This window comes from Paraburkholderia sp. LEh10 (assembly GCF_017814945.1).
Lineage (GTDB): Bacteria > Pseudomonadota > Gammaproteobacteria > Burkholderiales > Burkholderiaceae > Paraburkholderia.
Genome location: NZ_JAGIPX010000007.1, coordinates 43,833 through 65,938 on the forward strand (window position 1 = coordinate 43,833; position 22,106 = coordinate 65,938).

Here is a 22,106-nt window from a genome sequence, read left to right on the forward strand (position 1 = left end):
TCCGCGCACACAACGGAGCGTCACTCGTGTCCAACCATCGACCCTGCGCCTCGTCCCGCTCGTCCCGGTCATCCCGCCTGCTCAGGTATGCGCTGGCCGCGCTCGCATTGTCGATATCGTCGTTGACGTGCGGCCTCGCCCATGCCGACGACTGTTTCGAGCAGGCTGCCGTCTATCAGGGCGTGAATCCTCTGATTCTGCGTGCGGTCGCGTGGCATGAGTCGAAAGGCGACCCTGGCGCCGTCAACCGTAACGCGAACGGCTCGATCGATGTCGGCCAGGCGCAGATCAACTCGGTGCATTTCAGCGATCTGAAGCGCCAGGGCATCCCACATCGCGCGTTGACGGATGCTTGCGTGAACATCTACGTCGCCGCCTGGCTCATCAAGCAGAAGATGGTGAAGTACGGCAACACATGGCGCGCCATCGGCGCGTATCACTCGGAATCGCCGAAAGAGCGCGATGCGTACGCGCGGAGCATCCAGAAGATCCTCGTTGCATGGGGTGAGCTGCTGCCCGCCACGCGTTGATGCGCGGCTGAGCGCGCCGTCACACGCCGACGCGCCCGCTCATTTGCGTGCTCATCTGCGCGCTCATTTGCGTGACTTCGTGAGCCGGTGTCCCAGACCAAGATTGGTCGCGATCTGCCATGTGTAGACGCGCGAATAGCTGACACCGAAACGCGCGCGTATCAATTCGCGCAGACGGTTGCTCGTCCATGCATCGGACGGAAAGCCGTGTACGCCCGCAGGCCCGCTCAACGCATCGGCGATCCATCGCAACGCGGCCTCGTCGAGCACCGACGAACGGCCGCCCACGCTCAGCCGCCTCAATGAATCGAGCCCGCCCTCGTTCACGAGCGTGCGGTACTTGCGCACGGTGTTCTCGGAGATATGCAGCTGTGCGGCGACGTCGCTGATCGACGCGCCTTCCATCAGCATCTTGCCCGCTGCGAGCCTGCGCATGACGGTCGGCAATTCTTCGTTGCGTGAAGCCATGAGCGACCTCGCTGACAGTCAGACACGAAAGTCTAGTTGCCGGATGACGGACCTTGCACAGGCATGACAAAGGACAAAAGCAACCAATATATGGTTGCCGCACGTTTGTGTGAGAGGTCACTAAAATTTCATGAAAATCAAAAAACCATTTACCGATTTTATTGCGCTTGATTTAACGCAAAAATCAGGCGAATCATTTCCGTCAACAATTAATAGAATCCCTCATATTCGGCAAAACCGTTTCGTCGTATCTTGAATTTACCGAAATCGTTTGCTAGCATGCTGTAACCATTACTTCCGTCCATTGCTGTCAAGCCTTACGGCCCGCACTTTGACACGTGCGCCTGCTGCGTATTCAAAGGGAGCGTTGTATGGCAATACGTCGACTCCACAACCGGCCATCCTGATCCGCGGTGCATTTGCACGCGGCGATCATATCTGTTATTCCTGTTTTATTTGCTGCTTTAAAAGCGGCATAGACGTTCTTTTCCATAGAGAAAATGCGCGGCTGGCAACCGGTTTAAATCCGGACCCGGCTGCACGGAACAGCCTGTCATTAATGGCATTAGCGATTACCAGCAAGCCAGCTGTCGCGCGGACTCGCATCCGCACGCGACAGCGCACCACGCGCGGAGGGCAAAATGGAAGCGGAACGGGTTGAGCGTATCGTCATGGCGTTGCGGCGCGCCGCGGAACATGAGCGGCTCCTCACCTATCAGCGCTTTCACGCGATGTTCGGCGCAAACGATCCGCTGACGGCGCGTTATGACGCGCTCGAACGGGCCATCGCCTCGCTCGGCGAAGTGTCGAGCATCGACTACGGCGTGCTGCTCGCGCTGAGCAACGGCCTGCCCGGCCCCGACTTCTTCCGCCGCTACCAGAAGCATCGCTATGCCGACTACGTCGCCGTGATGGGGCCGCCCATTCACCGGCAATCCATCAAGCGCAAGCGCTTGCTGGTCGAGACGGAGCGCCGCCGTGTCTACGACGACGCAAGACGCAAGGCGGCCAGTCACGTCGAGCAAACCGCCTGACAGAAGGCGCGCAACCAGTCCAATCGGCCACCGGACCATCCGTCCATCCAATCGAGGAGTCTCATATGCAACTTGCAGCTCGCCGTTCGATTCGCATCCTGGCCATCGCAGCCTCTTGCGCGACGCTGGCCATGCCCGCCGTCGACGCCTGCGCGCAGGACAACGCCGCATCTTCGCCCACGCCGAACGCGGTCGGTGCAGCCACCGCCATCGAGGTGACGGCGCACGTCACTCAGATCAATCCGGACAGAAACGAGGTGACGATACGCGGGCCGCGTGGCGGCACGACGATCGTCGAAGTCGATCCCGATGTCGGCGACGTGAAGAAGCTCAAGGTCGGCGACGAAGTGCACATCTCGTACAAGGGCGCGCTGCTGCTGTCGGCGGACAAGGTCGACTCGAAGGGCGTGCGCTCGCGCACGGAGACCCAATCGACCACGCCGTCACAAGGCGGCGCATCGACGCAAACGCAACACATCGAAGTGGTTGCGACCGTGCAGAAGATCGACCGCAAGAAGCGCGAGGTGACGCTGCGCGGACCGCAGCGCACCGTGGTCCTGCAAGTCGCGCCCGATGTGCCGCTCGACAAGCTCAAGGTCGGCGACAGCATTCGCGCGAACTACGTCTCCGCGACGGCTGTGCAGGTCACGCGCGGCGGCGCGCCGATCCAGTGACGGCTTGCCGCGCATGACGCCTTGACAGCCACGCCCGTCTCGCCATGCCGGCGGGACGGGTCCGCTTCGACAAACGACGCCCCCGCACAGTCACGCCGATGCCTATCGAACCCTGGAACTCGCCGAAGCGCCGCGCGCGCCGCAAGATGATCTGGAGCAAGGCGCATGTCGCGCTCGCGGCGATCGGCACGCTGTCGGCCGTCGCGGGCATCGCCGTCGCGATCAACGGCGGCCTCGAATTCAACCGCACCAAGGTGTTCGTCGGCGTAGGCATCATCGTCGTATCGACCATCGTTTATGTGTCGATGCTGTTCGTCGACGACTAGCAGGTCATCGTCGTGTCACGCGGCGAATGTCACCACGCGGTTGCGCCCGTCGCTCTTCGCCTTGTACATCGCGCGGTCCGCTTCATCGACGAGCGTGCGTCCGAGCTTGTCGAGATCGGCGTCGTGCTGCACCGAATGCGCGGACACGCCGATCGATACTGTCAACGCAATGCGCGCGCCGCCATCGTCGTAGAGTTCGAGCTGCGCGACCGCGTTGCGCATCCGCTCGGCCACCACCAGTGAATCCTTCAGATCGCCTTGCAGCAGCACGGCGAACTCCTCGCCGCCGTAACGCGCGATGGTGTCGCCAATCCGCGTCTGCTTGCGCAGACACGCGCCGACCATCGCAAGCGCGCGGTCGCCGACGGCATGGCCGTGCACGTCGTTGATCGGCTTGAAGCTGTCGATATCGATGAACAGACAACCGACCGGCAGCCGGTAGCGCGATGCGCGCGTGGTTTCCTCGCGCAGGCGCTCGTCGAAGTAGCGGCGATTGGGCAGTCCCGTGAGTGCGTCGGTTGCGCCGAGGCGTTCGAGCTGCTCGCGATGCGCGACGTTGTCGAGGCTCGCGGCGACGATCACCGCGAAGCGCTCCAGCATGTCCGTCGCCATGCCCGACGCGAAGCGACTCGGGTTGTCGCTCGCGAGGCACAGATAACCGCTTGGCTGTCCGTTCGCGGCGAGCGGCAGCAGCGCGACGCTGCCCGGCCGCTCGTCGTCGCCGAACAGCGCGTCGGCGGCCTCGTCGCGCATCGACACGGGTGTGCCGAGCCACGGGCGGCCTCTCGCGCACAGACTCGCCGCGGCATCACCGATCTCGCGCGACGTCTGCAGGCGCGACGTCTTCGGCGACGATGCGGCGCGCCCGCCCGCCGCGTGACGCACGGCCATTTCGTGCAGCAGGGGGAGCGTGTCGTTGAGCCACAGCGTCACGCGGTCCAGCCCGAACTCGCGCGGCAGATAGTCGAGCAGAACATGGCAGAGCGACTGGAAATCCTGCGCGCGGATCAGTTGCAGTTCGACATCCTGGAAGCGGCGCAACGTGCGTTCATTGCGTTGCACCGTATCGACGAGAGCGCGAAGGCGGACGGACTGGGGCGTATGGGTTGTGCTCATCTGGGCCGTTGACTGAGGCCCATCATGGGGCCCGAACTCTGGTTATCGGCCCATCGTGCATTTGCTTGAGGCCCGCGGTTGCAACGGGTGAAACCCGTGCTTGTGACGCGCCTGGTTGCGCCGACCCGCCGCCCGCCGCCCGCCGTCACGCGTTGCGGCGCACCCGCACGGCCGTGCCGTAGCACAGCACTTCCGTGACGCCCGGGCCGATTTCGGTCGCGTCGTAACGCATGCCGATCACCGCGTTCGCGCCGAGCGACGCGGCTTCGGCGAGCATGCGCTCATAGGCGTCCAGCCGCGCGCGCTCGCACAGCGACGTGTACAGCGAGATATTGCCGCCGAAGATCGTCTGCAGTCCCGCACCGATTGCGCCCACCACCGAGCGCGAGCGCACGATGATGCCGCGCGCGATGCCGAGCGAGCCGTCGACGGTGTAGCCGGGTAAATCGAAGGTCGTGGAGACCATGTTTCGTTCGATCATGTGGTTCCCTTCCTTTATGGAGTCGTTACGATTCTGGACCCGCCGCCGCGGACGGCCTGGATCAACGCCCCGCCGCCCACAACAGCGACAGCGCTGACGAGAGCATCAACCGTCGACCACCAGCCTGAATGTGCGGGACTCATGCGCACGACGATGCGGGCATCAGCATCATCGACGAGTCCGTGCCGATCACGCCGCTCAACGTGCCTGCCGTCAGACCGACGGCCAGTGCCAACAGATAGCCCACGCGTGTCCCTGAGAAATGCGTTGGCGCCATGCTACTAAAAAATGGCGGTTCGTCCCGCGCCAGCTTGGCGAATTTCCGCTTGACCGTCGCGGCGCATCCATTTGCTGCTAAAACTCGTATTGGACATACAGGCGTCGCGCGCGGTGTTTCGTCTGCCGATTATCGACGTGCGCCATGTGGTCCGAAAGGAAACGTCATGATGAGCGAATCCAACCGGTTGCTGGTTGCAGGCGGTGTGCTGATCGGCGCGCTGGCGCTGGGTGCGCTCGAGCTGCGGTTCGGCAATCGCGAGTCGGCCGCGAAAGAAACGGACGGCCGGTTCGACTCGGCACTTTCGTCCGCCGCTCGTCCCGTGACACGCGAAGCGCCTCTCGACGACTCGCCCAATGCGGGCATCGCGCGCGTCCTGCAGGCGGTGCACGACAGCCTGCAGCGCGGCGACCTGGCGTCGGCGCGGGTGCTGCTCGATGCCGTGCTGGCCGTGCGCAAGGACGAACCGCAGGCGCTGCTGCTGCAACAGGAACTCGCCGCGCGTGAAGCGCCGATGGCGGCGAGCTACGGCTCGCAAGCGCCGTCGAAAATCCAGGCTCGAACGCATGCGCGCATGCACGCTTCGGCAAGGACGGCGCATGTGCATGCGATGGCGTCGCTGCAAGCATCGGCGGCAACGCGCGACGACACGCAAGCAACCGCGGCGCCCGCCGCGATTCAGCCGCAGGACACGACAGCCGCTGAAAGCACGCCGGGCGAGCACGCAGCCAGCACGGCTCACGTGCATCCGGATGTCGCGGCACAGGTCGCCATGACAAGCGTGACGCAAGCCACGCAAGCGGCTGACGAGCCAGCCGGTCGCCCCGTGCCGCCGCCCGCGGCAGCCTCGGCGGCGCAAGCGGTCGCGCTGCCCACACTCTCGTCAGGCGCAGCCCCGAAGACGCGCGCCGAAGTGCGCGACGAGTTGAGGCGCGCACGGACGAACGGATCGATGGCGCGTTTTGGCAATCCCGATCCGTATGGTCCCGGCGGTTCGCCAAGCTACAACGCGCAGCCGTCGATGCGGGCCTGGTGAGCGGGCCTGGTGAGATCGACGGCCCATGCTGGGCGAACCAGCGTTGATGCCATCGAATGGTTTACCCAACCGGCTTTGTAATATAAAACCGTGCGTTCGACCGCGGCGGCCCTGCCTTCGTGCTGAGCGTCGACAAGCTGGAGAACAACCTCGGGCCGCGTCTCGCGCGGCCTTCGTCGAACGAGTGGAAGCCGCCATCGGGCGGCCAAAATGAACCGGCGCGGCGCATCGCGCGCATAAACGGCGTCCGCTATGGACACCGGCGCTTGCGCGCGACGCGAACCGCGCCCTTGCATACAGGTACACGATGATTCGCGATCAGGAAACACTGTCCATTCTTCTCGATTCGCTTGCGCGCTTCGTGCGCGAGCGTCTCGTGCCCGCTGAAAACGAAGTCGCCGAAACGGATGAAATCCCCGCCGACATCGTCAGCGAGATGCGCGAGCTGGGTCTGTTCGGCCTGACGATTCCCGAGGAATACGGCGGCCTTGGCCTCACGATGGAAGAAGAAGTGCTCGCCGCGTTCGAGATCGCGAAGACGTCGCCCGCGTTCCGCTCGCTGGTCGGCACCAACAACGGCATCGGTTCGCAAGGGCTGATCGTCGACGGCACCGACGAGCAGAAGCGCCACTATCTGCCGAAGCTTGCATCGGGCGAACTGATTGCGTCGTTTGCACTGACGGAGCCGGGCTCTGGTTCCGACGCGGCATCGCTGCGCACGACGGCCGTGCGCGAGCGCGATCATTACGTGATCAATGGCACCAAGCGCTTCATTACGAACGCGCCCGAAGCGGGCATCTACACGGTGATGGCGCGCACGAATCCCGACATCAAGGGCGCGGGCGGCATTTCGGCGTTCATCGTCGAGAAAGGCACGCCAGGCCTGTCGCTCGGCAAGATCGACAAGAAGATGGGCCAGCAAGGCGCGCATACCTGCGACGTGATCTTCGAGAACTGCCGCGTGAGCGCAGCGAATCTGATCGGCGGCAAAGAAGGCGTCGGCTTCAAGACGGCGATGAAGGTGCTCGACAAGGGGCGCCTGCATATCTCGGCAATCTGCGTCGGCGTGGCCGAGCGCATGCTCGACGACGCGCTGCGCTATGCAATGGAGCGCAAGCAGTTCGGCCAGCCGATCGCCGGGTTCCAGCTGATTCAGGCGATGCTCGCCGACAGCCGCGCGGAAATCTACGCCGCGCGCTCGATGGTGCTCGATGCCGCGCGCCGCCGCGACGACGGGCAGGACGTATCGACGGAAGCGTCGTGCTGCAAGCTGTTCGCGTCGGAGATGTGCGGACGCGTCGCGGATCGCGCGGTGCAGATTCACGGCGGCGCGGGCTATGTGTCCGAGTATGCCGTCGAACGTTTCTATCGCGACGTTCGACTGTTTCGCATCTACGAGGGCACGACGCAGATCCAGCAACTGGTGATCGCGCGCAACATGATCCGCGACGCGAGCCGCTGAACCTTTCTATGGCGCACGGCATGCGCTGCCGTGCGTATCACAGCAGGCGGGCGCACCTGATCCCAGATGTATCGCTTCAGCGTGTTTTCGCTTTTCAGATTGCCAGAAAAATCTTCCCGTCCTACACTGAGCTGATGACGCGTCGCAGCAACGATTACCGCACGTTCAGGTTCATGCGTCGCGTGCGGCTGTTTGCGACATTCACGTCCGCGTCATGCTACTGCCATTTTTATCGCTGATCTTGATCGAAGCAGCGCCTCGATGAGGCGCGTTGAAGTCTCGCCCTGGTTTCAGGCCGCGTGACGAATGCGACGATGCGAACGCATCCGGTACGTGCGTGACGAGCGCACGCGTCGAACGTCGCATGGCACTGCGGCGCCGACCTTTTGAGGGAGCGCAAGCGACATGAATCAGTCTCTACCGACGTCCGTTTCGGCCAGCTTTTCGATTCCGCCGACGCCGTTCGCATCTTTGCCCGGCAACCTGCTTTCGCAAGGCTATGCATACGCCGTCGACGCATGGCAACGCGGCGTGCTGTTCGCCGACGTGATGCGCCAGCGCGGCAATCAGTATCAGTCGCATCTTCAGGAGCGCGTGCCCAATGTGCTCGATTTCGGCACGGATCTCATCGTCGACGGAAGGCAGTTGCCGCGCCCCGTCAACTATGGGCTCGTGCGCATCGCGCCGCCCGACGACCTGAAGCCCGACCGCGATCTCGCTGACGGACCCGACCCCGGCCGCCTGCGTCCGTTCGTGGTCGTGGACCCGCGCGCGGGACATGGACCCGGCATCGGCGGCTTCAAGCGCGACAGCGAGATCGGCGCGGCGCTGCGCGCCGGACATCCGTGCTATTTCGTCGGCTTCTTGCCCGACCCCATACCGGGACAAACCGTCGAGGACGTGATGCACGCGGAAGCCGCGTTCCTCGAAAAAGTGATCGAACTGCACCCTGACAGCCCCGGCAAGCCCGCCGTGATCGGCAATTGCCAGGCAGGCTGGCAAGTGCTGATGACGGCCGCGATGCGCCCCGAGCTGTTCGGGCCGATCATCGTCGCGGGCGCGCCCGTGTCGTACTGGCAAGGCTGGCGCGGCAAGAATCCGATGCGCTATTCGGGCGGCATGCTCGGCGGCTCGTGGCTGACGGCGCTCACGGGCGATCTCGGCGACGGCCGCTTCGACGGCGCGTGGCTCGTGCAGAACTTCGAGAACCTGAATCCCGCGAACACGATCTGGTCCAAGCAGTACAACCTGTACGCGAACATCGACTCGGAAGGGGCGCGTTATCTCGGCTTCGAGAAGTACTGGGGCGGCCACGTATTCCTGAACGCGGGCGAAATGCAGTACATCGTCGACAACCTGTTCGTCGGCAACCGGCTCGTCAGCGGCGAGATCGTGACAGCGGACGGCGTGCGGCTCGACCTGCGCAATATCCGCTCGCCGATCGTCGTGTTCTGCTCGTATGGCGACAACATCACGCCGCCGCCGCAAGCGCTCGGCTGGATCACCGACCTCTATCGCGACGACGCCGATCTGCGCGGCCACGATCAGACCATCGTCTACGCGACGCACGACAGCATCGGCCATCTCGGCATCTTCGTGTCGAGCAGCACGGGGAAAAAGGAACATCGCGAATTCGTCAGCAATATCGATCTGATCGACCTGCTGCCGTCCGGCGTCTACGAAGCGCACATGGGCCCGAAGACGGAAGCGACCGAGCACGCGGATCTGATCCAGGGAGAACACGTGCTGTCGATCTCGCGGCGAACGGTCGCCGACGTGCGCGAAATCGTGCAGCCCGACCCCGAAAGCGACCGGCGTTTCGCAACGGCTGCGTATGTGTCGCGCTTCAATCTGGGGCTGTACCGCAGCTTCGTGCAGCCTTGGGTGCGCGCATGCGCGACGCCGTGGACAGCCAATTTCGCGAGCAAGCTGCATCCGCTGCGCGTCACGTACGAATCGTGGTCGGACCGCAATCCGTTCGCATCGACGGTCGCGCAGGCCGCGCAAAGCGTCGAAGCGGCGCGCGCGCCCGTCGCCGCCGACAATCCGTTCTGGCAGATGCAGACGGTCATGTCGAATGCGATCGTGGCGTCGCTCGATTTCTATCGGGACATGCGCGACGCGGCCGTCGAGCAGATCTTCGAAACCGTCTACGGCGCGCCGTGGCTGCAGGCATTCGCGGGCCTGCCGCCGCGAGCCGACAGCGCAGCGAACGCCGCGCTGACGGAACCGGGCGACACCGAAGAGCGCGAGGCATCGATCGTCGCGGAGCACGCACGGCTGCGCAACGACATGACGGAAGGCGGCCTCGTCGAAGCCAGCGTGCGCGCGCTGCTCTACGTGCGGCGCACGCATGGCGAAGCGGACGAGCGCCGCTTCAACCTCGCGCGCGAAATGCTCAGCAAGCTGTCGGATCAAGGCATTCTTGCGTTCAAGCATGTCGTGCGCGAGCAGGCCGCGCTGCTGCGCCTCGACACGGAAGCCGCGATCGACGCGTTGCCCGGCCTGCTCGCCGATACTCCGGCCGACAACATCCGCAACGCTGCGCGCGACATCGACAAGCTCAGCACGACATTGCCCCTCGACGATCAGGAGCGCACCGATCTCGCCCGCGTGCTGACGATTTTCGAATCGGCGTCGAAGAAGAAGACCGCGCGGCGCACGGAGGCGGCGCGCCAGCAGGTCGAATGACAGATTGCATTCGCGTGCGCAAGCGGACGGCACAGTCCGCCGCGCATGACAGGCATCCCGATCCGCTCAACGACGAGGGCACATCAAATGGAACAACAGTCGGAACAGAAGCGCGATAAATACGAGCGGCTGGTCGCCATCGCGGCCAGGCTGTCGCCGACGCCGACGGCCGTCGCACATCCTTGCGATCACGATTCGCTGTCGGCCGTCGTCGAAGCCGCGCGTCTCAAGCTGATTGCGCCGATACTCGTCGGGCCGCGCGCGAAGATCGAAGCCGCCGCGCAGGAAGGCCAACTCGACCTGCGCGATTTGCCCATCGTCGATGCGCCGCACAGCCATGCGGCCGCCGAGTGCGCGGTGCAACTCGTGCACGAAGGCAAGGCGGAGGCGCTGATGAAAGGCTCGCTCCACACGGACGAACTGATGGGCGCCGTCGTCTCGCGCGCCACAGGGCTGCGCACCGAGCGGCGCGTGAGCCACTGCTTCATCATGGACGTGCCGGGCCGCAGCGATTACCTCATCATCACCGACGCAGCCGTCAACATCTCGCCAACGCTCGACGAAAAGCGCGACATCGTGCAGAACGCGATCGACCTCGCGCATGCGCTGCATTTTCCGGAGGCGCGCGTCGCCATTCTTTCGGCGATGGAGACCGTCAACTCGAAAGTGCCGTCGACGCTCGAAGCCGCCGCGCTTTGCAAGATGGCCGACCGCGGGCAGATCACGGGCGGCATTCTCGACGGCCCGCTCGCGCTCGACAACGCGATCAGCGAAGAGGCCGCGAAGATCAAGGGCATCGTCTCGCCCGTCGCGGGCCGCGCGAACGTACTCGTCGTACCGGATCTCGAAGCGGGCAACATGCTCGCGAAGAGCCTGACTTTTCTCGCGGGCGCTGACGCGGCGGGCATCGTGCTCGGCGCGAAGGTGCCCATCATCCTCACGAGCCGCGCCGATTCGGTGATCACGCGGCTCGCTTCGTGCGCGGTGGCGTCGATGGTCGCGCTCGCGCGGCGCGCGCAGCCCGCCGCCGCCATTGTCTGAGGGGCCGGCATGGACGTCATCCTCGTCATCAACGCGGGTTCATCGAGCATCAAGTTTCATGCGTTCGCCGTGAACGGCACGACGCTCGATCCCATCGCGGGCGGCAAGCTCGAAGAGATCTACACGAATCCGCGCTTCACGGCGAAGCGGCAAAACGGCGAAGTGATCGAAGACAAACGCTGGCCGGAAGGCGAACGGCTCGGGCATGACAACGCGATCGCGTTTCTGCTCGACTGGCTGCGCAGCCACGGCCAGGGCCGCGCGACGCTGCGCGCCGTCGGCCATCGCGTCGTGCATGGCGGCGAACGGTACTCCGCGCCCGTGCGCGTCGATGCGCACGTACTGGAAGAACTCGAAGCGCTCGTGCCCCTCGCGCCGTTGCATCAGCCGCACAATCTCGCGGTGATCCGCTCGATCATGGCGCGCAATGCGCAGGTGCCGCAGATCGCGTGCTTCGATACCGCGTTCCATCACACGCAGCCCGCCGTCGCGACCCGCTTCGCGCTGCCCCCCGACATCACGAGCCGTGGCGTGCGGCGTTACGGGTTTCACGGGCTGTCGTACGAATATATCGCCAGCGTGTTGCCGCAAGTCGACGAACGCGCGGCGAAGGGCAAGACAGTCGTGCTGCATCTGGGCAACGGCGCAAGCATGACGGCGCTCGACAATTGCAGAAGCATCGCGAGCACGATGGGCTTCACAGCCGTCGAAGGGCTCGTGATGGGCACACGCTCGGGCAGTCTCGATCCCGGCGTCGTGCTGTGGATGATGGATGAAGCAAAGATGGACGCGCGCGCGATCGAGTCGCTGCTGTACAAGCGCTCGGGCCTGCTCGGCGTATCCGGCATTTCCAGCGACATGCGCACGCTGCTCGCGAGCGACGATCCCAAAGCGGCCGAAGCCGTCGAGTTGTTTTGCTACCGGATTTCGCGCGAGCTCGGCTCGCTCGCGGCCGCACTCGGCGGGCTCGATGCGATCGTGTTCACCGCGGGCATCGGCGAACGCGCGGACGTCGTACGCCAACGCGCCTGCACGCTTGCCGCGTGGCTCGGCGTATCGCTCGACGATGCGGCGAACAAACGTCACGGTCCGCGCATCAGCGATGCGAAAAGCGCCGTCGACGTATGGGTGATTCCCACCAACGAAGAACTGATGATCGCCCGGCACGCGCTTCGCCGGCTGGAGGATTGAGCATGGACAAGCCAACGGGCCAGGTGCTCGCGCAACGCAAGGTACTGATCATCGGCATCGCCAACGAACACTCGATCGCATACGGCTGCGCACGTGCGTTCCGCGAGCTCGGCGCGGAACTGGCCATCACGTATCTGAACGACAAGGCAAAGGCCTATGTCGAGCCGCTCGCGCAGGAACTCGGCGCGTCGCTGCTGCTGCCGCTCGACGTGTCGAAACCCGGCGAACTCGAAGCCGTGTTCGATGAAATCCGCAATGCGTGGGGACGGCTAGACGTCGCCGTGCATTCGATCGCGTTCGCGCCGAAAGCGGACCTGCAAGGCGGATTGCTGAACAGTTCGGCGGAAGGCTTTTCGGTGGCGATGGACGTGTCGTGCCATTCGTTCATCCGCATGGCGCGCCTCGCCGCGCCGTTGATGGACGATGGCGGATCGATGTTCGCGATGAGCTATCTGGGCGCGTCGCGCGTCGTGCCGAACTACGATCTGATGGGCCCCGTGAAGGCGGCCCTCGAAGCATCGTGCCGTTACCTCGCGCATGAGCTCGGGCCGAAGCGCATCCGCGTGCATCCGATCTCGCCGGGGCCGCTGATGACGCGCGCCGCGTCGGGTCTCAAGGACTTCGAGTTGCTGCTCAACGAAGCGGCCGAGCGCGCGCCCATCGGCGAACTGGTCGACATCATGGACGTCGGCTACACGTGCGCGTTCCTCGCGACGCCCTACGCGCGCCGCATGACGGGCAACACGATCTTCGTCGACGGCGGCGTCAGCATTATCGGCTGAAAGCAGGCATCAGCATGAAGCTCCTGATCAGTGGTCTGCCGCACCAACCCAGAGTCGACGAAATCAAGGCGCTCGTGTTCCGCTATTCGCACGCGGACTGCCGCGAAATCGATCTGGTCGGCGCGGCCGACGAGCATCCCGCCGCGCTCGTCGCGATCAAAGGCGCCAACTGGACGACGCTGAACAACATCCGGCGCCGCCTGCACGGCATGTACTGGCATCGCTGCCGGCTGTCGGTGCAGGTGCTGTCGTTCTGGGACGTGAGCGAAGCGGCCGAGGCGCGCCGGCAGACGAGAACGGCCCGGCCGGGACGTGATGAGCCGCGAGCCGCCGACCCGCGCGTGTAAACCGTTTCGAGCCGCGAGACGTTGTACTTCTGCACAGCGCAGCTTGCTGCACTGACGCGCAAACCGTCATGTCATAACATCATGGATCTCGCGCACGTTCGCGTCAGCGGCATGCGTCCCCCTGGCTCAGTTACCGGTTCGAAAGAAACACGTTGTCGAAATGAACGATGCGTCGCCTAAGATAACTTCTATCCCTTCTTCGTCGAAAGCTCCCGCCGTGCCATCGCCGTCTACCGTTCCCGAACTGGAACGCGCGCAGCACCGCGCCTGCGCCGCGCACAGGGATGCCGCGAAGCACGGCGGCACGCCTTGGGCGATGTTCGCGCTGTCGGTCGTCGGGCTGATGGTCGGCGCGTTTGCGGTGATCGGACCGGAGCATGTGTCGATGGCCGTCGCCAAGACGCTGTTGACGGTCGGCTGCCTGCTGGCCGCGGCGCTCGCGGGCATCGTCGCGTCCGATCTCTCCCGTGACCGCTGATCCGCCGTCCGCGCACCATCGTGGCGCATCCGGGCATACATAAAGTGGTGCACCGCACCACATTCTCTGCTATACTCGCAGATTCACTTTTCCGCACGCGTCGAATTGCGTCCCATTGGAAGGCACTGCGCGGAAGGCCCTGTGTAGCCACTGGTATTTCAGTGGGCTTCGCAAGTGGCCTCGCGCGCATGGTTCCGCGTCAATCGATTCGTGCAACACCCCGCCCTCCCTCACGATCCGACAGGTCACGCCGCCTGCCGCGCGTGCGCGCGCGGGGAAGCGAAACAGCCTGCCGAGGAGAACGCATTGGCAAAGCTTGACCGGGATAACTCCCAGTTCGAAACGACCGCACCGAAGGCGCCCAAGCGCGCCGCAAAAGCGAAGGCACAACCCGCCGCCGTGCCGCAAGACGCGGCGCTGATGGAAACCCTCGCTGAAGAGCGTCAACGTCAGATGCGCGCGCTAATCGCGCTAGGCCGCGAGCGCGGCTATTTGACGCACGCCGATATCAACGACCACCTTCCCGACAATTTCACCGAAACGGCCGCGATGGAAACCATCGTCAGCACGTTCGGCGAAATGGGCGTCTCCGTGTACGAAACGGCGCCCGACGCGGAAACGCTGCTTCTGAACGACGGCCCGTCGGCGGCCGCAACGGACGATCAGGCAGATGAAGAAGCGGAAGTCGCGCTGTCCACGGTCGACTCCGAATTTGGCCGCACCACCGACCCCGTGCGCATGTACATGCGCGAAATGGGCGCGAGCGAGCTGCTCACGCGCGCCGGCGAAATCGAAATCGCGAAGCGTATCGAAGCTGGCCTGCAGGAGATGGTGCAGACCATCGCGATGTGCCCGTCCATCGTCTCGACGATTCTCGCGGACGTGGACCGCGTCGTCGCGGGTGAAATCCGCATCGACGAACTGGTCGACGGCATCAGCGACGCAAGCGAAGCCGCCGAACTCGACGACGATGCCGCGGAAGCCCCAGCGGAAGAAGAACTGGAAGCGAGCGCCTCGGACGACGATTCGGACGACGAAGACGGCGACCTCTCCGATGACGGCGGCGAAAAAGCCAACGCCGCGCGCCTCGAGCAACTGACTGCGGACAGCCTCGCGATTTTCGAGCGCGTGCGCAAACTGTTCGAGAGCGTGCCTGACATGCCTGTCACGGACAAGCGCCGCGCGGCGGCCATCGCGAACCTGCGCGAGTCGATCCAGCAGGAGCTCACGCCGATCCGCTTCACCGCGAAGACCATCGACCGGCTGTGCGCGGACGTGCAGGCGCAGGTCGCGCAGGTTCGCGCAATCGAGCGCAACATCCTGCAGATCGCCGTGGACCGCTGCGACATGCCGCGCGAAGCGTTCGTCGAATCGTTCCCGGGCAGCGAAACCGATCTCGAATGGACGACGCGCACGGCCGCGAAGTCGAAGGCCTACGGCCCGGCGCTCGAACGCCACCTGCCCGCCATTCAGTCGGAACAGCAGAAGCTCGTCGATATCGAAGCGGCGATTGCGCTGCCGCTGCAACAGCTCAAGCAGATCAACAAGAAGCTCGGCTCGGCTGAATCGAAGATGCGCCAGGCCAAGCGCGAGATGATCGAAGCGAACTTGCGTCTCGTCATCTCGATCGCGAAGAAGTACGTCAATCGCGGCATGCACTTCCTCGATCTGATCCAGGAAGGCAACATCGGCCTGATGAAGGCAGTGGACAAGTTCGAATACCGCCGCGGCTGGAAGTTCTCGACGTACGCGACGTGGTGGGTCCGTCAGGCCATCACGCGTGCGATCGCGGACCAGGCACGCACCATTCGTGTGCCCGTCCACATGATCGAATCGATCAACAAGCTGAATCGCATTCAGCGCGAGATCGTCCAGCAGACGGGCCAGGAGCCGCATCCGTCCGTGCTCGCCGAGCGCATGGACATGCCCGAGGCGAAGATCCGCAGCATCCTGAAGATCGCGAAGAACCCGGCCTCGCTCGATTCGCCCGTGGGCGAAGATGCCGATACGACGCTCGGCGACATGATCGAAGATACGTCCGCGACGTCGCCCGCAGATGCTGCGGTTCATGCGAACATGCGCCGCGCAATCGACGAAGCGCTCGACGCGCTCACGCCGCGCGAAGCGAAGGTGCTGCGCATGCGCTACGGTATCGATACGGCGTCGGAACTGACGCTCGAAGAAGTGGGCCGCCAGTTCGACGTAACCCGCGAGCGTATTCGCCAGATCGAAGGCAAGGCGATCCGCAAGCTCAATCACCCGAGCCGCGCGGACAAGCTGCGCCCGTTCCTCGAACGCAGCTGATGCATACGGCCGCGCATGGAACGCGCGGCCTTCTCAAACGACGCGCGGCAGCCCCAGGGCTGCCGCGCGTTTTTTTGCATCTGCAATCAGCTCATGCGAGCCAATCGCGCGCCTGTGAGGCCGCTCAGTGGTGCTCGCTGTATTCCTTGCGCGCCATCGGCGTCGCGCGGACCTTCGTGTACTGGAACGCCGGAATCGCCTTCACGGCGTCCTTCGTCGCGCCCGCCCACACCAGCTTGCCGCCCGAATAGTCGATCTGCGAGAACGGCACGGCCACGTCATGCTGCGACACGCCGAGGAACTGGTGCGCGGCGACGATCGCAAACGAAGCAGCGTTGTCCGGCGAAATGATGATGTCATGCAGCACGCCGACCTTCTGGCCCTGTTCGTTGTAGATCGGCTTGCCGAGCAGACTCTTCTTCGCACTCCAGCCGTTGATGATGAGCGATTCCTGCTCGACGCTCACGCCGATGGTCTGCGCACCCGCCACTTGTGCGCTCGCCTGGCCGCACACCACGCCAAACGTCGACGCCGCGATCAGAACCGCTGCCCACTTTGCCTTCATAGCTTATTCTCCGATGTGAAATGTTGCGAGGGACTGCCGCTGCTGTGAGAAGTGATATACCTTACCGCATCAGAAAGAAAATGTCGCAGAAGGGTACGCGCGTGCGCTTTCGCGCGACATGACACGCGCATCGGCTATTTCGCGAGGCGCAGTCCCTTGGAGAGCACTGTGCCGTCCTTCCGGTTCACGAGCCAGACGGCCTGAATGTTGCCGTGCAGAGTCGAGACTCTGCGAGTGACGTCGGTGGGCTCTTCATCCGTCGGCTCGTCGTGTTCGCGCGTTTCCGTCAGATACGGCGGCTCGAGCGTGCAGACGAGCACCACGGCGAAGTAGTCGTCGGCCTTCTCGAAGTTCTCTTGCGAGAGCTTCAGACGTCCGCGCGCCGTCGTTTTCGTCTTGCCTTGCGTCCTCAATTCGATCGAGTCGATCTTCTGGATATAGCCTTTTGCCTTTGCATCGGGCGCGATGACCAGTCCTCGTCCGCTCGGGCCAACGATGCTCTCGTAAAGCTGAATTGCATCGGGATGCTCGTCGCTCGCAAGCGGCACGTTCACGCTCAGCATATCCGTATTCGACCGGTACAGAATGCCGTGCGGCGCGGGAATCATGAAGAGAAACGTGCGCTGGCCGTTGTCAGTCGCCGCCGCATGGCCGCGAAAGATGTGACCAAACGGCTCGCGCGCGAGATTGCGCAGGCGCTCGCTGAGCGAGTGCGGCGCGGCGCCGGGCATCTGGCCGGCGAGCGCATCACGCACCTTGACGGGATCGTCCGGCGTGATGTGCTCTTGTGCCGCGACGGTGCTCGCCTGCGCGCCGGGCGTGTCGCCGGCCTTGGGCGCGCTCTGGTTCGCGGCATGCGCCGCCGTGCCAGCGCTTAGCGCGACGCCGACACACAGCGTCGGCACAATGCGATTTGCCCAGGCTACCGTGCGATTCAGAAATTGCACAACACACTCTCCATACATGATGACGCTATCGATGCGTCTCGATCTTCACGCTATTCGCTTGGCATTCTAAGCGCATTCGATAAAACGCGACCGACCGGTATGCATACGTTCAAAGGCGTCGGCGCAATGGAAAACGCCAGGCAGCGCAAGCACCTGGCGTGAAGCAAACGCAGCGTGACCGGCAACATCAATTCATGATTGCACGGTGCCGCTGAAAAACAAAAAGGAGCGATGTCACGCGCTTTCGCGCGCAATGACCGTGTAGTCGATCTTCACGTTCTTGCGCGCGGACACGCGTGCCGCGGCGCCTGCGCCGTCGCTCGCGGCAAGTGCGACGAGCAGCGCTTCGCCCGTGCGCGCGCCGATGCCGTAAGCATCGACGGAAACGGTCGTGATGGAGGGCGTGCAGCATGCCGCCACTTCGAAATTGCCGAAGCCCGCGACGGCGATATCGCCGGGCACCGACAAGCCGCGCCTGTGACACTGCATGATCGCGCCGAACGCGGACATGTCGCTCACGCACATCACGGCGTCCGTGTCGGGCCACTGCTGCAGCAGCGCATCGAGCGCGGGCCCACCGTGGCTCATCGTGACGGGCGATTCGCCCAGGCGCACGACGCGCGGCTCGCCGAGCCCCTGCGCTTTCACTTCCTGCAGATAACCCTTCAGACGTTCGAGGCCGCGCTTATCGCGTTCGCTCGCTCCGCCGAGAAAGCCGATGCGCCGATAGCCGCGTTCGACGAGATAGCGGACCATCTCGCGCGCCGCCTTCGCATTCGAAAAGCCCACGGCGGCATCGATCGGCGATGCAGGCAGATCCCACATCTCGACGACGGGGACGCCCGAGCGCACCAGCAGTTCGCGCGTCGCGCCCGTGTGCTGCGAGCCCGTCAGCGCAATGCAGCGCGGCTGATGACGCAGCATCGAACGCACGAGCCGCTCTTCGCGTTCGAGATCGTAGTCGGTGTCGCCGATCAGCAGTTGCAGGCCGTGCGGTTCGAGCGCCGCCGTGAGTCCGCGCACGGTGTCGGAGAAATTGGAGCTGGCGAGCGACGGCACGAGCACGGCGGCGAACGCGGAGCGGCCCGAGGACAGCGCGCCCGCCGCTGCGTCGGCGACATAGCCGAGTTCGTCGATGGCCTGCTGCACGCGCTCGCGCGTCGCGGGCGCGACGCCCTGGCCTGCCAGCACGCGCGACACCGTCATCTTCGATACGCCCGCCAGCGCCGCGACATCGGACATGCGCGGCGGACCGGCAAGCGTAGGGGCGCGCGCTTCGATGGCGCGCTTTGCGGTGCGTGATGTGCTCGACATGTCGATCGATTCGGCTCGCGTTCATGGACAGGCGCATATGATACCGGCAGCATCGAGCGATGCCTGCATGCCGGCGGCAGATACCGGCGCGGCATGGCGGCGGCCGCGAGCGCGCCGCATCGCGTGCGGCGTGGCGCGCAATCAATCCGTCACACGCAACGCACTGCGCTTTTCGATCAGACCCGGGACAAAGACGTGCATCGCAAACACGCCACCCGACTGCGGATACTGTTCGATTTCTTCAGCCGGGCGGCCTTGACGCGCCGTCGTCACATAGAGCGTGCGCAGATCGTCGCCGCCGAACGCGCACATCGTCGGGCAACGCGCGGGCAGCCGATGTTCCTCGACGATCTTGCCTTCGGGTGAAATGCGCACGACGCGCCCGCCTTCATAAAGCGCGGACCAGTAGTAGCCTTCGCTATCCACCGAGGCACCATCGGGACGCCCGCGATCGGTCGGCGTCGGCTCGAATTTCATCCAGTCTTCGCGCGGCCCGACCTCGCCGCTTTCGATGTCGTACGGATGCCGGTAGATCGTGAAGCGCGGCGTATCCGAGTGGTAGCACCAGCGATAGTCGGGGCTGAACGCCATGCCGTTCGACGTGAGCAGGCCCGCATCGATCTTCGTCAGCGCGGCGTTCGCATAGCGATAGAGCGACGCCGCGTTGCCCGCCTTCGGTTCGTCGAGCGTGCCAAGCCAGAAGCGGCCGCGCGCATCGCAGCGGCCATCGTTGAAGCGGCTCGTCGCGGGGTTCTCCGGGTTGGCGCACAGCTTGCGAACGACCTGCCCTTTCGCGTCGAGCAGAAAAATGCCCGTGCGCATGCCGGCGATGAATCCGTCGTCCTCGGTCAGCGAAAAGCATCCGATGTTCTCGGGCATCGCAATCGACGTGTCTTGCCCCGTCTTCGGATCGAAGCCATGCAGCGCGGGCGCCTGGATATCGACCCACCACAGCTTCGCGCGGCGCTCGTCCCAGCGCGGACATTCGCCGAGCGCGGCGGCGGCGGGCAACACACATTCGAATGTCTGCATGATGACAGTCCTCTCCCGTGAACGGTGAGCGCGCCGGATATGACGAGCGGCGCGAATCAGTCAACAGTAGCAGACATTCACGCGCACAGCAGCGCCAGCACGCGATCCAGTTCGGCTGCGAGCGTGGCCTGAGCGCCGGCCGCTTCGATCGTAAGCGTGCCTTCGCTGACTGCCCGGGCGAGCATCGCAAGCAACGCTTCGCGCGTGTGGCTGCCGTCGAGATGGGGCAGCAGATAGTGCATCACCGGGTTTAGCAAAACGGGCTCGTGCCATCCGTTGAATGTGTGCACGGCCTGGCCTTGCGGCAGATATGCCGGATAGTCGCGCGCGGCCTTGTCGACGCACGGATGCTCCCCTTGCCGCACGAGCGGCGTCAGCCGATAACGCCCGATGCCCTGAACCACGATCGAGTTGAAGAACGCGACGAGTCGTCCTTCCGTGACGTTGCGTGCTTGCTCTGTCTCGGGCAACTTCGATTGCACGACGCGATGCAGCTCGTCGAACCCCATCGTGAATGGCCAGGCTCGCGTGAGCGCCTCGGCCGCCAGCTTCGCGACGGCGTTGTCGAGCACGACGGCGTTGCCGTTGGCCGCGCTGAACGGCTGCGGCGAATCGTCGATGCGCGCCTCGCCTTGCGCGCACGCGAGTTGCGCCGCCACGTGAAGCCCGCGCAGCCGCGTGGCCTGCACGTTATAGCCGATGTCGCCCGCGCGCTCCTTGCGCACCAGCAGCGAGCGTCGAAATGCACGGTCGGTGACGAAATCCAGATATTGCTCGAGCAATACCTGGCTGTGCCCGCATTCGTCGAACAGCAAGCGCGCGATTTCGTCGCCGTAGTTCGTGGCGAACATCAGCGGCGGATCGGCGTCGGCCAGATAGGCGAGGTCATGTTCATCCGCGCGCGCCGCGAAGTCCCTGAAATAGCACGGCGCATTCGTCGATGCGAGAAAGTCGTGAATCACGTAGGCGGCGTCGAAGGTCCGGATCATCGCATGATCCTGTTCGATCGCCCGCGCGAGTACGCTGTCGCGCCGCGCGTGCTGATGCAGAAAGTCGAGCATGCCGCGCCCATAAGCAAGACGCTCGGCACCGCCTTCGCGCTCGCCCGCGCGCAGCAACATCGCGTCGCGCACGATTTCGTGCGCCTTCCAGCCCGGATAGGTCTTGTAGCCGATGTACGCGATGCCCCGTGCGGAAAGATTCTCGCGGCAGATGCGCAAGATCGCTTGCTGCACCTTTTCCGGCACCCAGCTATACACGCCATGACAGAGGATGTAGTCGAATTGGCCGAACTTCTTCGTCACCGACACGAGATCCTTCTGGACCAGTTCGAGGTTCTTCAATTGCAGACGCTCGACCCGGGCGCGCCCATCCTGAATCTGCGCACCGGAAAGATCGATGCCGACCACTCGCGCCTGTGGATTGCGCACTGCGAACGGAATGAGGTTACCGCCGGCAGCACAGCCCGTTCAAGGACGCGTGCCGTGCGCACGTCGGGCGCGGAAAGGCCGAACACATGCGCGACGGCGGCCAGATGCTCCGGCGCGCTCTGGTGATACGGGAAAGAGTAATAAGGACAATCGTCGTAGTTCTTCTGGATCTGCTGTGTGGCGTCTGTCATTGCGCAACCTGTCCTTTGGCTGAAGTGAACCAAAAAGTGTAGGCACTTCGTTCATACGAAATGTCGCAATGTGTTGCCGGCCATCGAGGTTATCGGACTACGTTGCCGCGCGGCGCAGTCGTGCCCATTCAACCGGCACAGCCTGCGGCGCGAGCGGACCTGTACACGTCGCCACGGCGCATCCGCGCACGCGTCCCGCGCCGGCCTCTCAACCGCTCGGGGCGCATGCTCGCGCCATGACGCAAACGGTCTTCGTCCGCGGTCGTGGGTGAATCGGTCGACGTCGGGTGCCGTGTGAAGAAACCCGTCAACGTCAAGATGCGCTGCTTCATTTCGTCTCCATGTGCGCTCTTCCGCTGCAACGTGAAGAGCACGCGAAAGTTGGGCGA

At 64.3% G+C, this 22,106-nt stretch carries 22 protein-coding genes; 13 read left to right on the top strand and 9 right to left on the bottom strand.

What is annotated here, in order from left to right; all coding sequences use genetic code 11:
* Positions 1-77: 77 nt before the first annotated feature.
* A complete protein-coding gene (locus tag J8I87_RS07870) occupies positions 78-530 on the top strand; it encodes a lytic transglycosylase domain-containing protein (RefSeq protein WP_409518730.1) in 453 nt (150 codons plus the stop codon).
* A 63-nt stretch (positions 531-593) separates the two neighbouring features.
* Here the strand turns inward: J8I87_RS07870 and J8I87_RS07875 are convergent, their stop codons facing one another.
* Positions 594-998: a helix-turn-helix domain-containing protein gene (locus tag J8I87_RS07875; protein ID WP_209930886.1), complete on the bottom strand. Its 405-nt coding sequence runs from the start codon at positions 996-998 to the stop codon at positions 594-596.
* Positions 999-1,639: 641 nt separating this feature from the next.
* Here J8I87_RS07875 and J8I87_RS07880 point away from each other — a divergent pair.
* The 3 genes from J8I87_RS07880 (at position 1,640) to J8I87_RS07890 (ending at position 3,032) form a co-directional block, all read left to right on the top strand.
* Positions 1,640-2,032: a hypothetical protein gene (locus tag J8I87_RS07880; protein WP_209930887.1), complete on the top strand. Its 393-nt coding sequence runs from the start codon at positions 1,640-1,642 to the stop codon at positions 2,030-2,032.
* Between the two features lie 65 nt (positions 2,033-2,097).
* On the top strand, positions 2,098-2,706 hold the full coding sequence (locus tag J8I87_RS07885; protein WP_209930888.1) for a hypothetical protein: 609 nt from the start codon (positions 2,098-2,100) through the stop codon (positions 2,704-2,706).
* A gap of 98 nt (positions 2,707-2,804) precedes the next feature.
* Positions 2,805-3,032 carry a DUF2964 family protein gene (locus J8I87_RS07890; protein ID WP_209930889.1) on the top strand — a complete coding sequence of 76 codons (228 nt, stop codon included), beginning with the start codon at positions 2,805-2,807 and terminating at the stop codon, positions 3,030-3,032.
* Between the two features lie 15 nt (positions 3,033-3,047).
* Here J8I87_RS07890 and J8I87_RS07895 read toward each other — a convergent pair whose 3' ends face one another.
* Both J8I87_RS07895 and J8I87_RS07900 read right to left on the bottom strand, forming a co-directional pair.
* On the bottom strand, positions 3,048-4,148 hold the full coding sequence (locus J8I87_RS07895) for a diguanylate cyclase (RefSeq protein ID WP_209930890.1): 1,101 nt from the start codon (positions 4,146-4,148) through the stop codon (positions 3,048-3,050).
* A 145-nt stretch (positions 4,149-4,293) separates the two neighbouring features.
* Positions 4,294-4,629, bottom strand: a complete 336-nt coding sequence (locus J8I87_RS07900; protein WP_209930891.1) for a YbjQ family protein — start codon at positions 4,627-4,629, stop codon at positions 4,294-4,296.
* 443 nt (positions 4,630-5,072) lie between these two features.
* Here J8I87_RS07900 and J8I87_RS07910 point away from each other — a divergent pair, with 443 nt between their 5' ends.
* From J8I87_RS07910 to rpoD, 9 genes are all read left to right on the top strand, one after another.
* Positions 5,073-5,942 (top strand): DUF4148 domain-containing protein, encoded by an 870-nt coding sequence (locus tag J8I87_RS07910; protein WP_209930892.1) that lies wholly within the window; start codon positions 5,073-5,075, stop codon positions 5,940-5,942.
* 307 nt (positions 5,943-6,249) lie between these two features.
* Positions 6,250-7,404 carry an acyl-CoA dehydrogenase family protein gene (locus J8I87_RS07915; RefSeq protein ID WP_209930893.1) on the top strand — a complete coding sequence of 385 codons (1,155 nt, stop codon included), beginning with the start codon at positions 6,250-6,252 and terminating at the stop codon, positions 7,402-7,404.
* A 405-nt stretch (positions 7,405-7,809) separates the two neighbouring features.
* Positions 7,810-10,095, top strand: coding sequence for a DUF3141 domain-containing protein (locus tag J8I87_RS07920; protein ID WP_209930894.1), 2,286 nt, complete (start codon positions 7,810-7,812; stop codon positions 10,093-10,095).
* Positions 10,096-10,182: 87 nt separating this feature from the next.
* Complete coding sequence (locus J8I87_RS07925; RefSeq protein WP_209930895.1) at positions 10,183-11,136, top strand: phosphate acetyltransferase; 954 nt, start codon at positions 10,183-10,185, stop codon at positions 11,134-11,136.
* A 9-nt stretch (positions 11,137-11,145) separates the two neighbouring features.
* Positions 11,146-12,327, top strand: a complete 1,182-nt coding sequence (locus tag J8I87_RS07930; RefSeq protein ID WP_209930896.1) for an acetate/propionate family kinase — start codon at positions 11,146-11,148, stop codon at positions 12,325-12,327.
* A 2-nt stretch (positions 12,328-12,329) separates the two neighbouring features.
* A complete protein-coding gene (fabI, locus tag J8I87_RS07935; RefSeq protein ID WP_209930897.1) occupies positions 12,330-13,109 on the top strand; it encodes an enoyl-ACP reductase FabI in 780 nt (259 codons plus the stop codon).
* Positions 13,110-13,123: 14 nt separating this feature from the next.
* Positions 13,124-13,456, top strand: coding sequence for an RNA-binding protein (locus J8I87_RS07940; protein ID WP_209930898.1), 333 nt, complete (start codon positions 13,124-13,126; stop codon positions 13,454-13,456).
* Between the two features lie 217 nt (positions 13,457-13,673).
* Entirely contained in the window at positions 13,674-13,934 is a 261-nt protein-coding gene (locus J8I87_RS07945) for a hypothetical protein (RefSeq protein WP_313064212.1), read from the top strand.
* Between the two features lie 306 nt (positions 13,935-14,240).
* Positions 14,241-16,238, top strand: a complete 1,998-nt coding sequence (gene rpoD, locus J8I87_RS07950; protein ID WP_209930900.1) for an RNA polymerase sigma factor RpoD — start codon at positions 14,241-14,243, stop codon at positions 16,236-16,238.
* A gap of 124 nt (positions 16,239-16,362) precedes the next feature.
* On the opposite strand, the gene J8I87_RS07955 is transcribed toward rpoD, so the two are convergent.
* The 6 genes from J8I87_RS07955 to J8I87_RS44540 all read right to left on the bottom strand — a co-directional run bounded on the left by J8I87_RS07955 (position 16,363) and on the right by J8I87_RS44540 (position 21,717).
* Positions 16,363-16,803 (bottom strand): PRC-barrel domain-containing protein, encoded by a 441-nt coding sequence (locus J8I87_RS07955; RefSeq protein ID WP_209930901.1) that lies wholly within the window; start codon positions 16,801-16,803, stop codon positions 16,363-16,365.
* A gap of 134 nt (positions 16,804-16,937) precedes the next feature.
* A complete protein-coding gene (locus J8I87_RS07960; protein WP_313064216.1) occupies positions 16,938-17,750 on the bottom strand; it encodes a hypothetical protein in 813 nt (270 codons plus the stop codon).
* Positions 17,751-17,984: 234 nt separating this feature from the next.
* Complete coding sequence (locus tag J8I87_RS07965) at positions 17,985-18,992, bottom strand: LacI family DNA-binding transcriptional regulator (protein ID WP_209931030.1); 1,008 nt, start codon at positions 18,990-18,992, stop codon at positions 17,985-17,987.
* Positions 18,993-19,205: 213 nt separating this feature from the next.
* Entirely contained in the window at positions 19,206-20,096 is an 891-nt protein-coding gene (locus tag J8I87_RS07970) for an SMP-30/gluconolactonase/LRE family protein (RefSeq protein WP_209930903.1), read from the bottom strand.
* A gap of 77 nt (positions 20,097-20,173) precedes the next feature.
* Complete coding sequence (locus J8I87_RS44530; RefSeq protein WP_313064219.1) at positions 20,174-21,505, bottom strand: class I SAM-dependent methyltransferase; 1,332 nt, start codon at positions 21,503-21,505, stop codon at positions 20,174-20,176.
* A complete protein-coding gene (locus tag J8I87_RS44540) occupies positions 21,436-21,717 on the bottom strand; it encodes a hypothetical protein (protein WP_245253779.1) in 282 nt (93 codons plus the stop codon). Before J8I87_RS44540 ends, J8I87_RS44530 begins: the two co-directional genes overlap by 70 nt.
* Positions 21,718-22,106 lie beyond the last annotated feature (389 nt).

Coding starts and splice junctions, on each gene's coding strand:
- J8I87_RS07875 (WP_209930886.1), bottom strand. CDS start 998: ATGGCTTCACGCAACGAAGAATTGCCGACCGTCATGCGCAGGCTCGCA.
- J8I87_RS07880 (WP_209930887.1), top strand. CDS start 1,640: ATGGAAGCGGAACGGGTTGAGCGTATCGTCATGGCGTTGCGGCGCGCC.
- J8I87_RS07885 (WP_209930888.1), top strand. CDS start 2,098: ATGCAACTTGCAGCTCGCCGTTCGATTCGCATCCTGGCCATCGCAGCC.
- J8I87_RS07890 (WP_209930889.1), top strand. CDS start 2,805: ATGCCTATCGAACCCTGGAACTCGCCGAAGCGCCGCGCGCGCCGCAAG.
- J8I87_RS07895 (WP_209930890.1), bottom strand. CDS start 4,148: ATGAGCACAACCCATACGCCCCAGTCCGTCCGCCTTCGCGCTCTCGTC.
- J8I87_RS07900 (WP_209930891.1), bottom strand. CDS start 4,629: ATGATCGAACGAAACATGGTCTCCACGACCTTCGATTTACCCGGCTAC.
- J8I87_RS07910 (WP_209930892.1), top strand. CDS start 5,073: ATGATGAGCGAATCCAACCGGTTGCTGGTTGCAGGCGGTGTGCTGATC.
- J8I87_RS07915 (WP_209930893.1), top strand. CDS start 6,250: ATGATTCGCGATCAGGAAACACTGTCCATTCTTCTCGATTCGCTTGCG.
- J8I87_RS07920 (WP_209930894.1), top strand. CDS start 7,810: ATGAATCAGTCTCTACCGACGTCCGTTTCGGCCAGCTTTTCGATTCCG.
- J8I87_RS07925 (WP_209930895.1), top strand. CDS start 10,183: ATGGAACAACAGTCGGAACAGAAGCGCGATAAATACGAGCGGCTGGTC.
- J8I87_RS07930 (WP_209930896.1), top strand. CDS start 11,146: ATGGACGTCATCCTCGTCATCAACGCGGGTTCATCGAGCATCAAGTTT.
- fabI (WP_209930897.1), top strand. CDS start 12,330: ATGGACAAGCCAACGGGCCAGGTGCTCGCGCAACGCAAGGTACTGATC.
- J8I87_RS07940 (WP_209930898.1), top strand. CDS start 13,124: ATGAAGCTCCTGATCAGTGGTCTGCCGCACCAACCCAGAGTCGACGAA.
- J8I87_RS07955 (WP_209930901.1), bottom strand. CDS start 16,803: ATGAAGGCAAAGTGGGCAGCGGTTCTGATCGCGGCGTCGACGTTTGGC.
- J8I87_RS07965 (WP_209931030.1), bottom strand. CDS start 18,992: ATGTCCGATGTCGCGGCGCTGGCGGGCGTATCGAAGATGACGGTGTCG.
- J8I87_RS07970 (WP_209930903.1), bottom strand. CDS start 20,096: ATGCAGACATTCGAATGTGTGTTGCCCGCCGCCGCCGCGCTCGGCGAA.
- J8I87_RS44540 (WP_245253779.1), bottom strand. CDS start 21,717: ATGACAGACGCCACACAGCAGATCCAGAAGAACTACGACGATTGTCCT.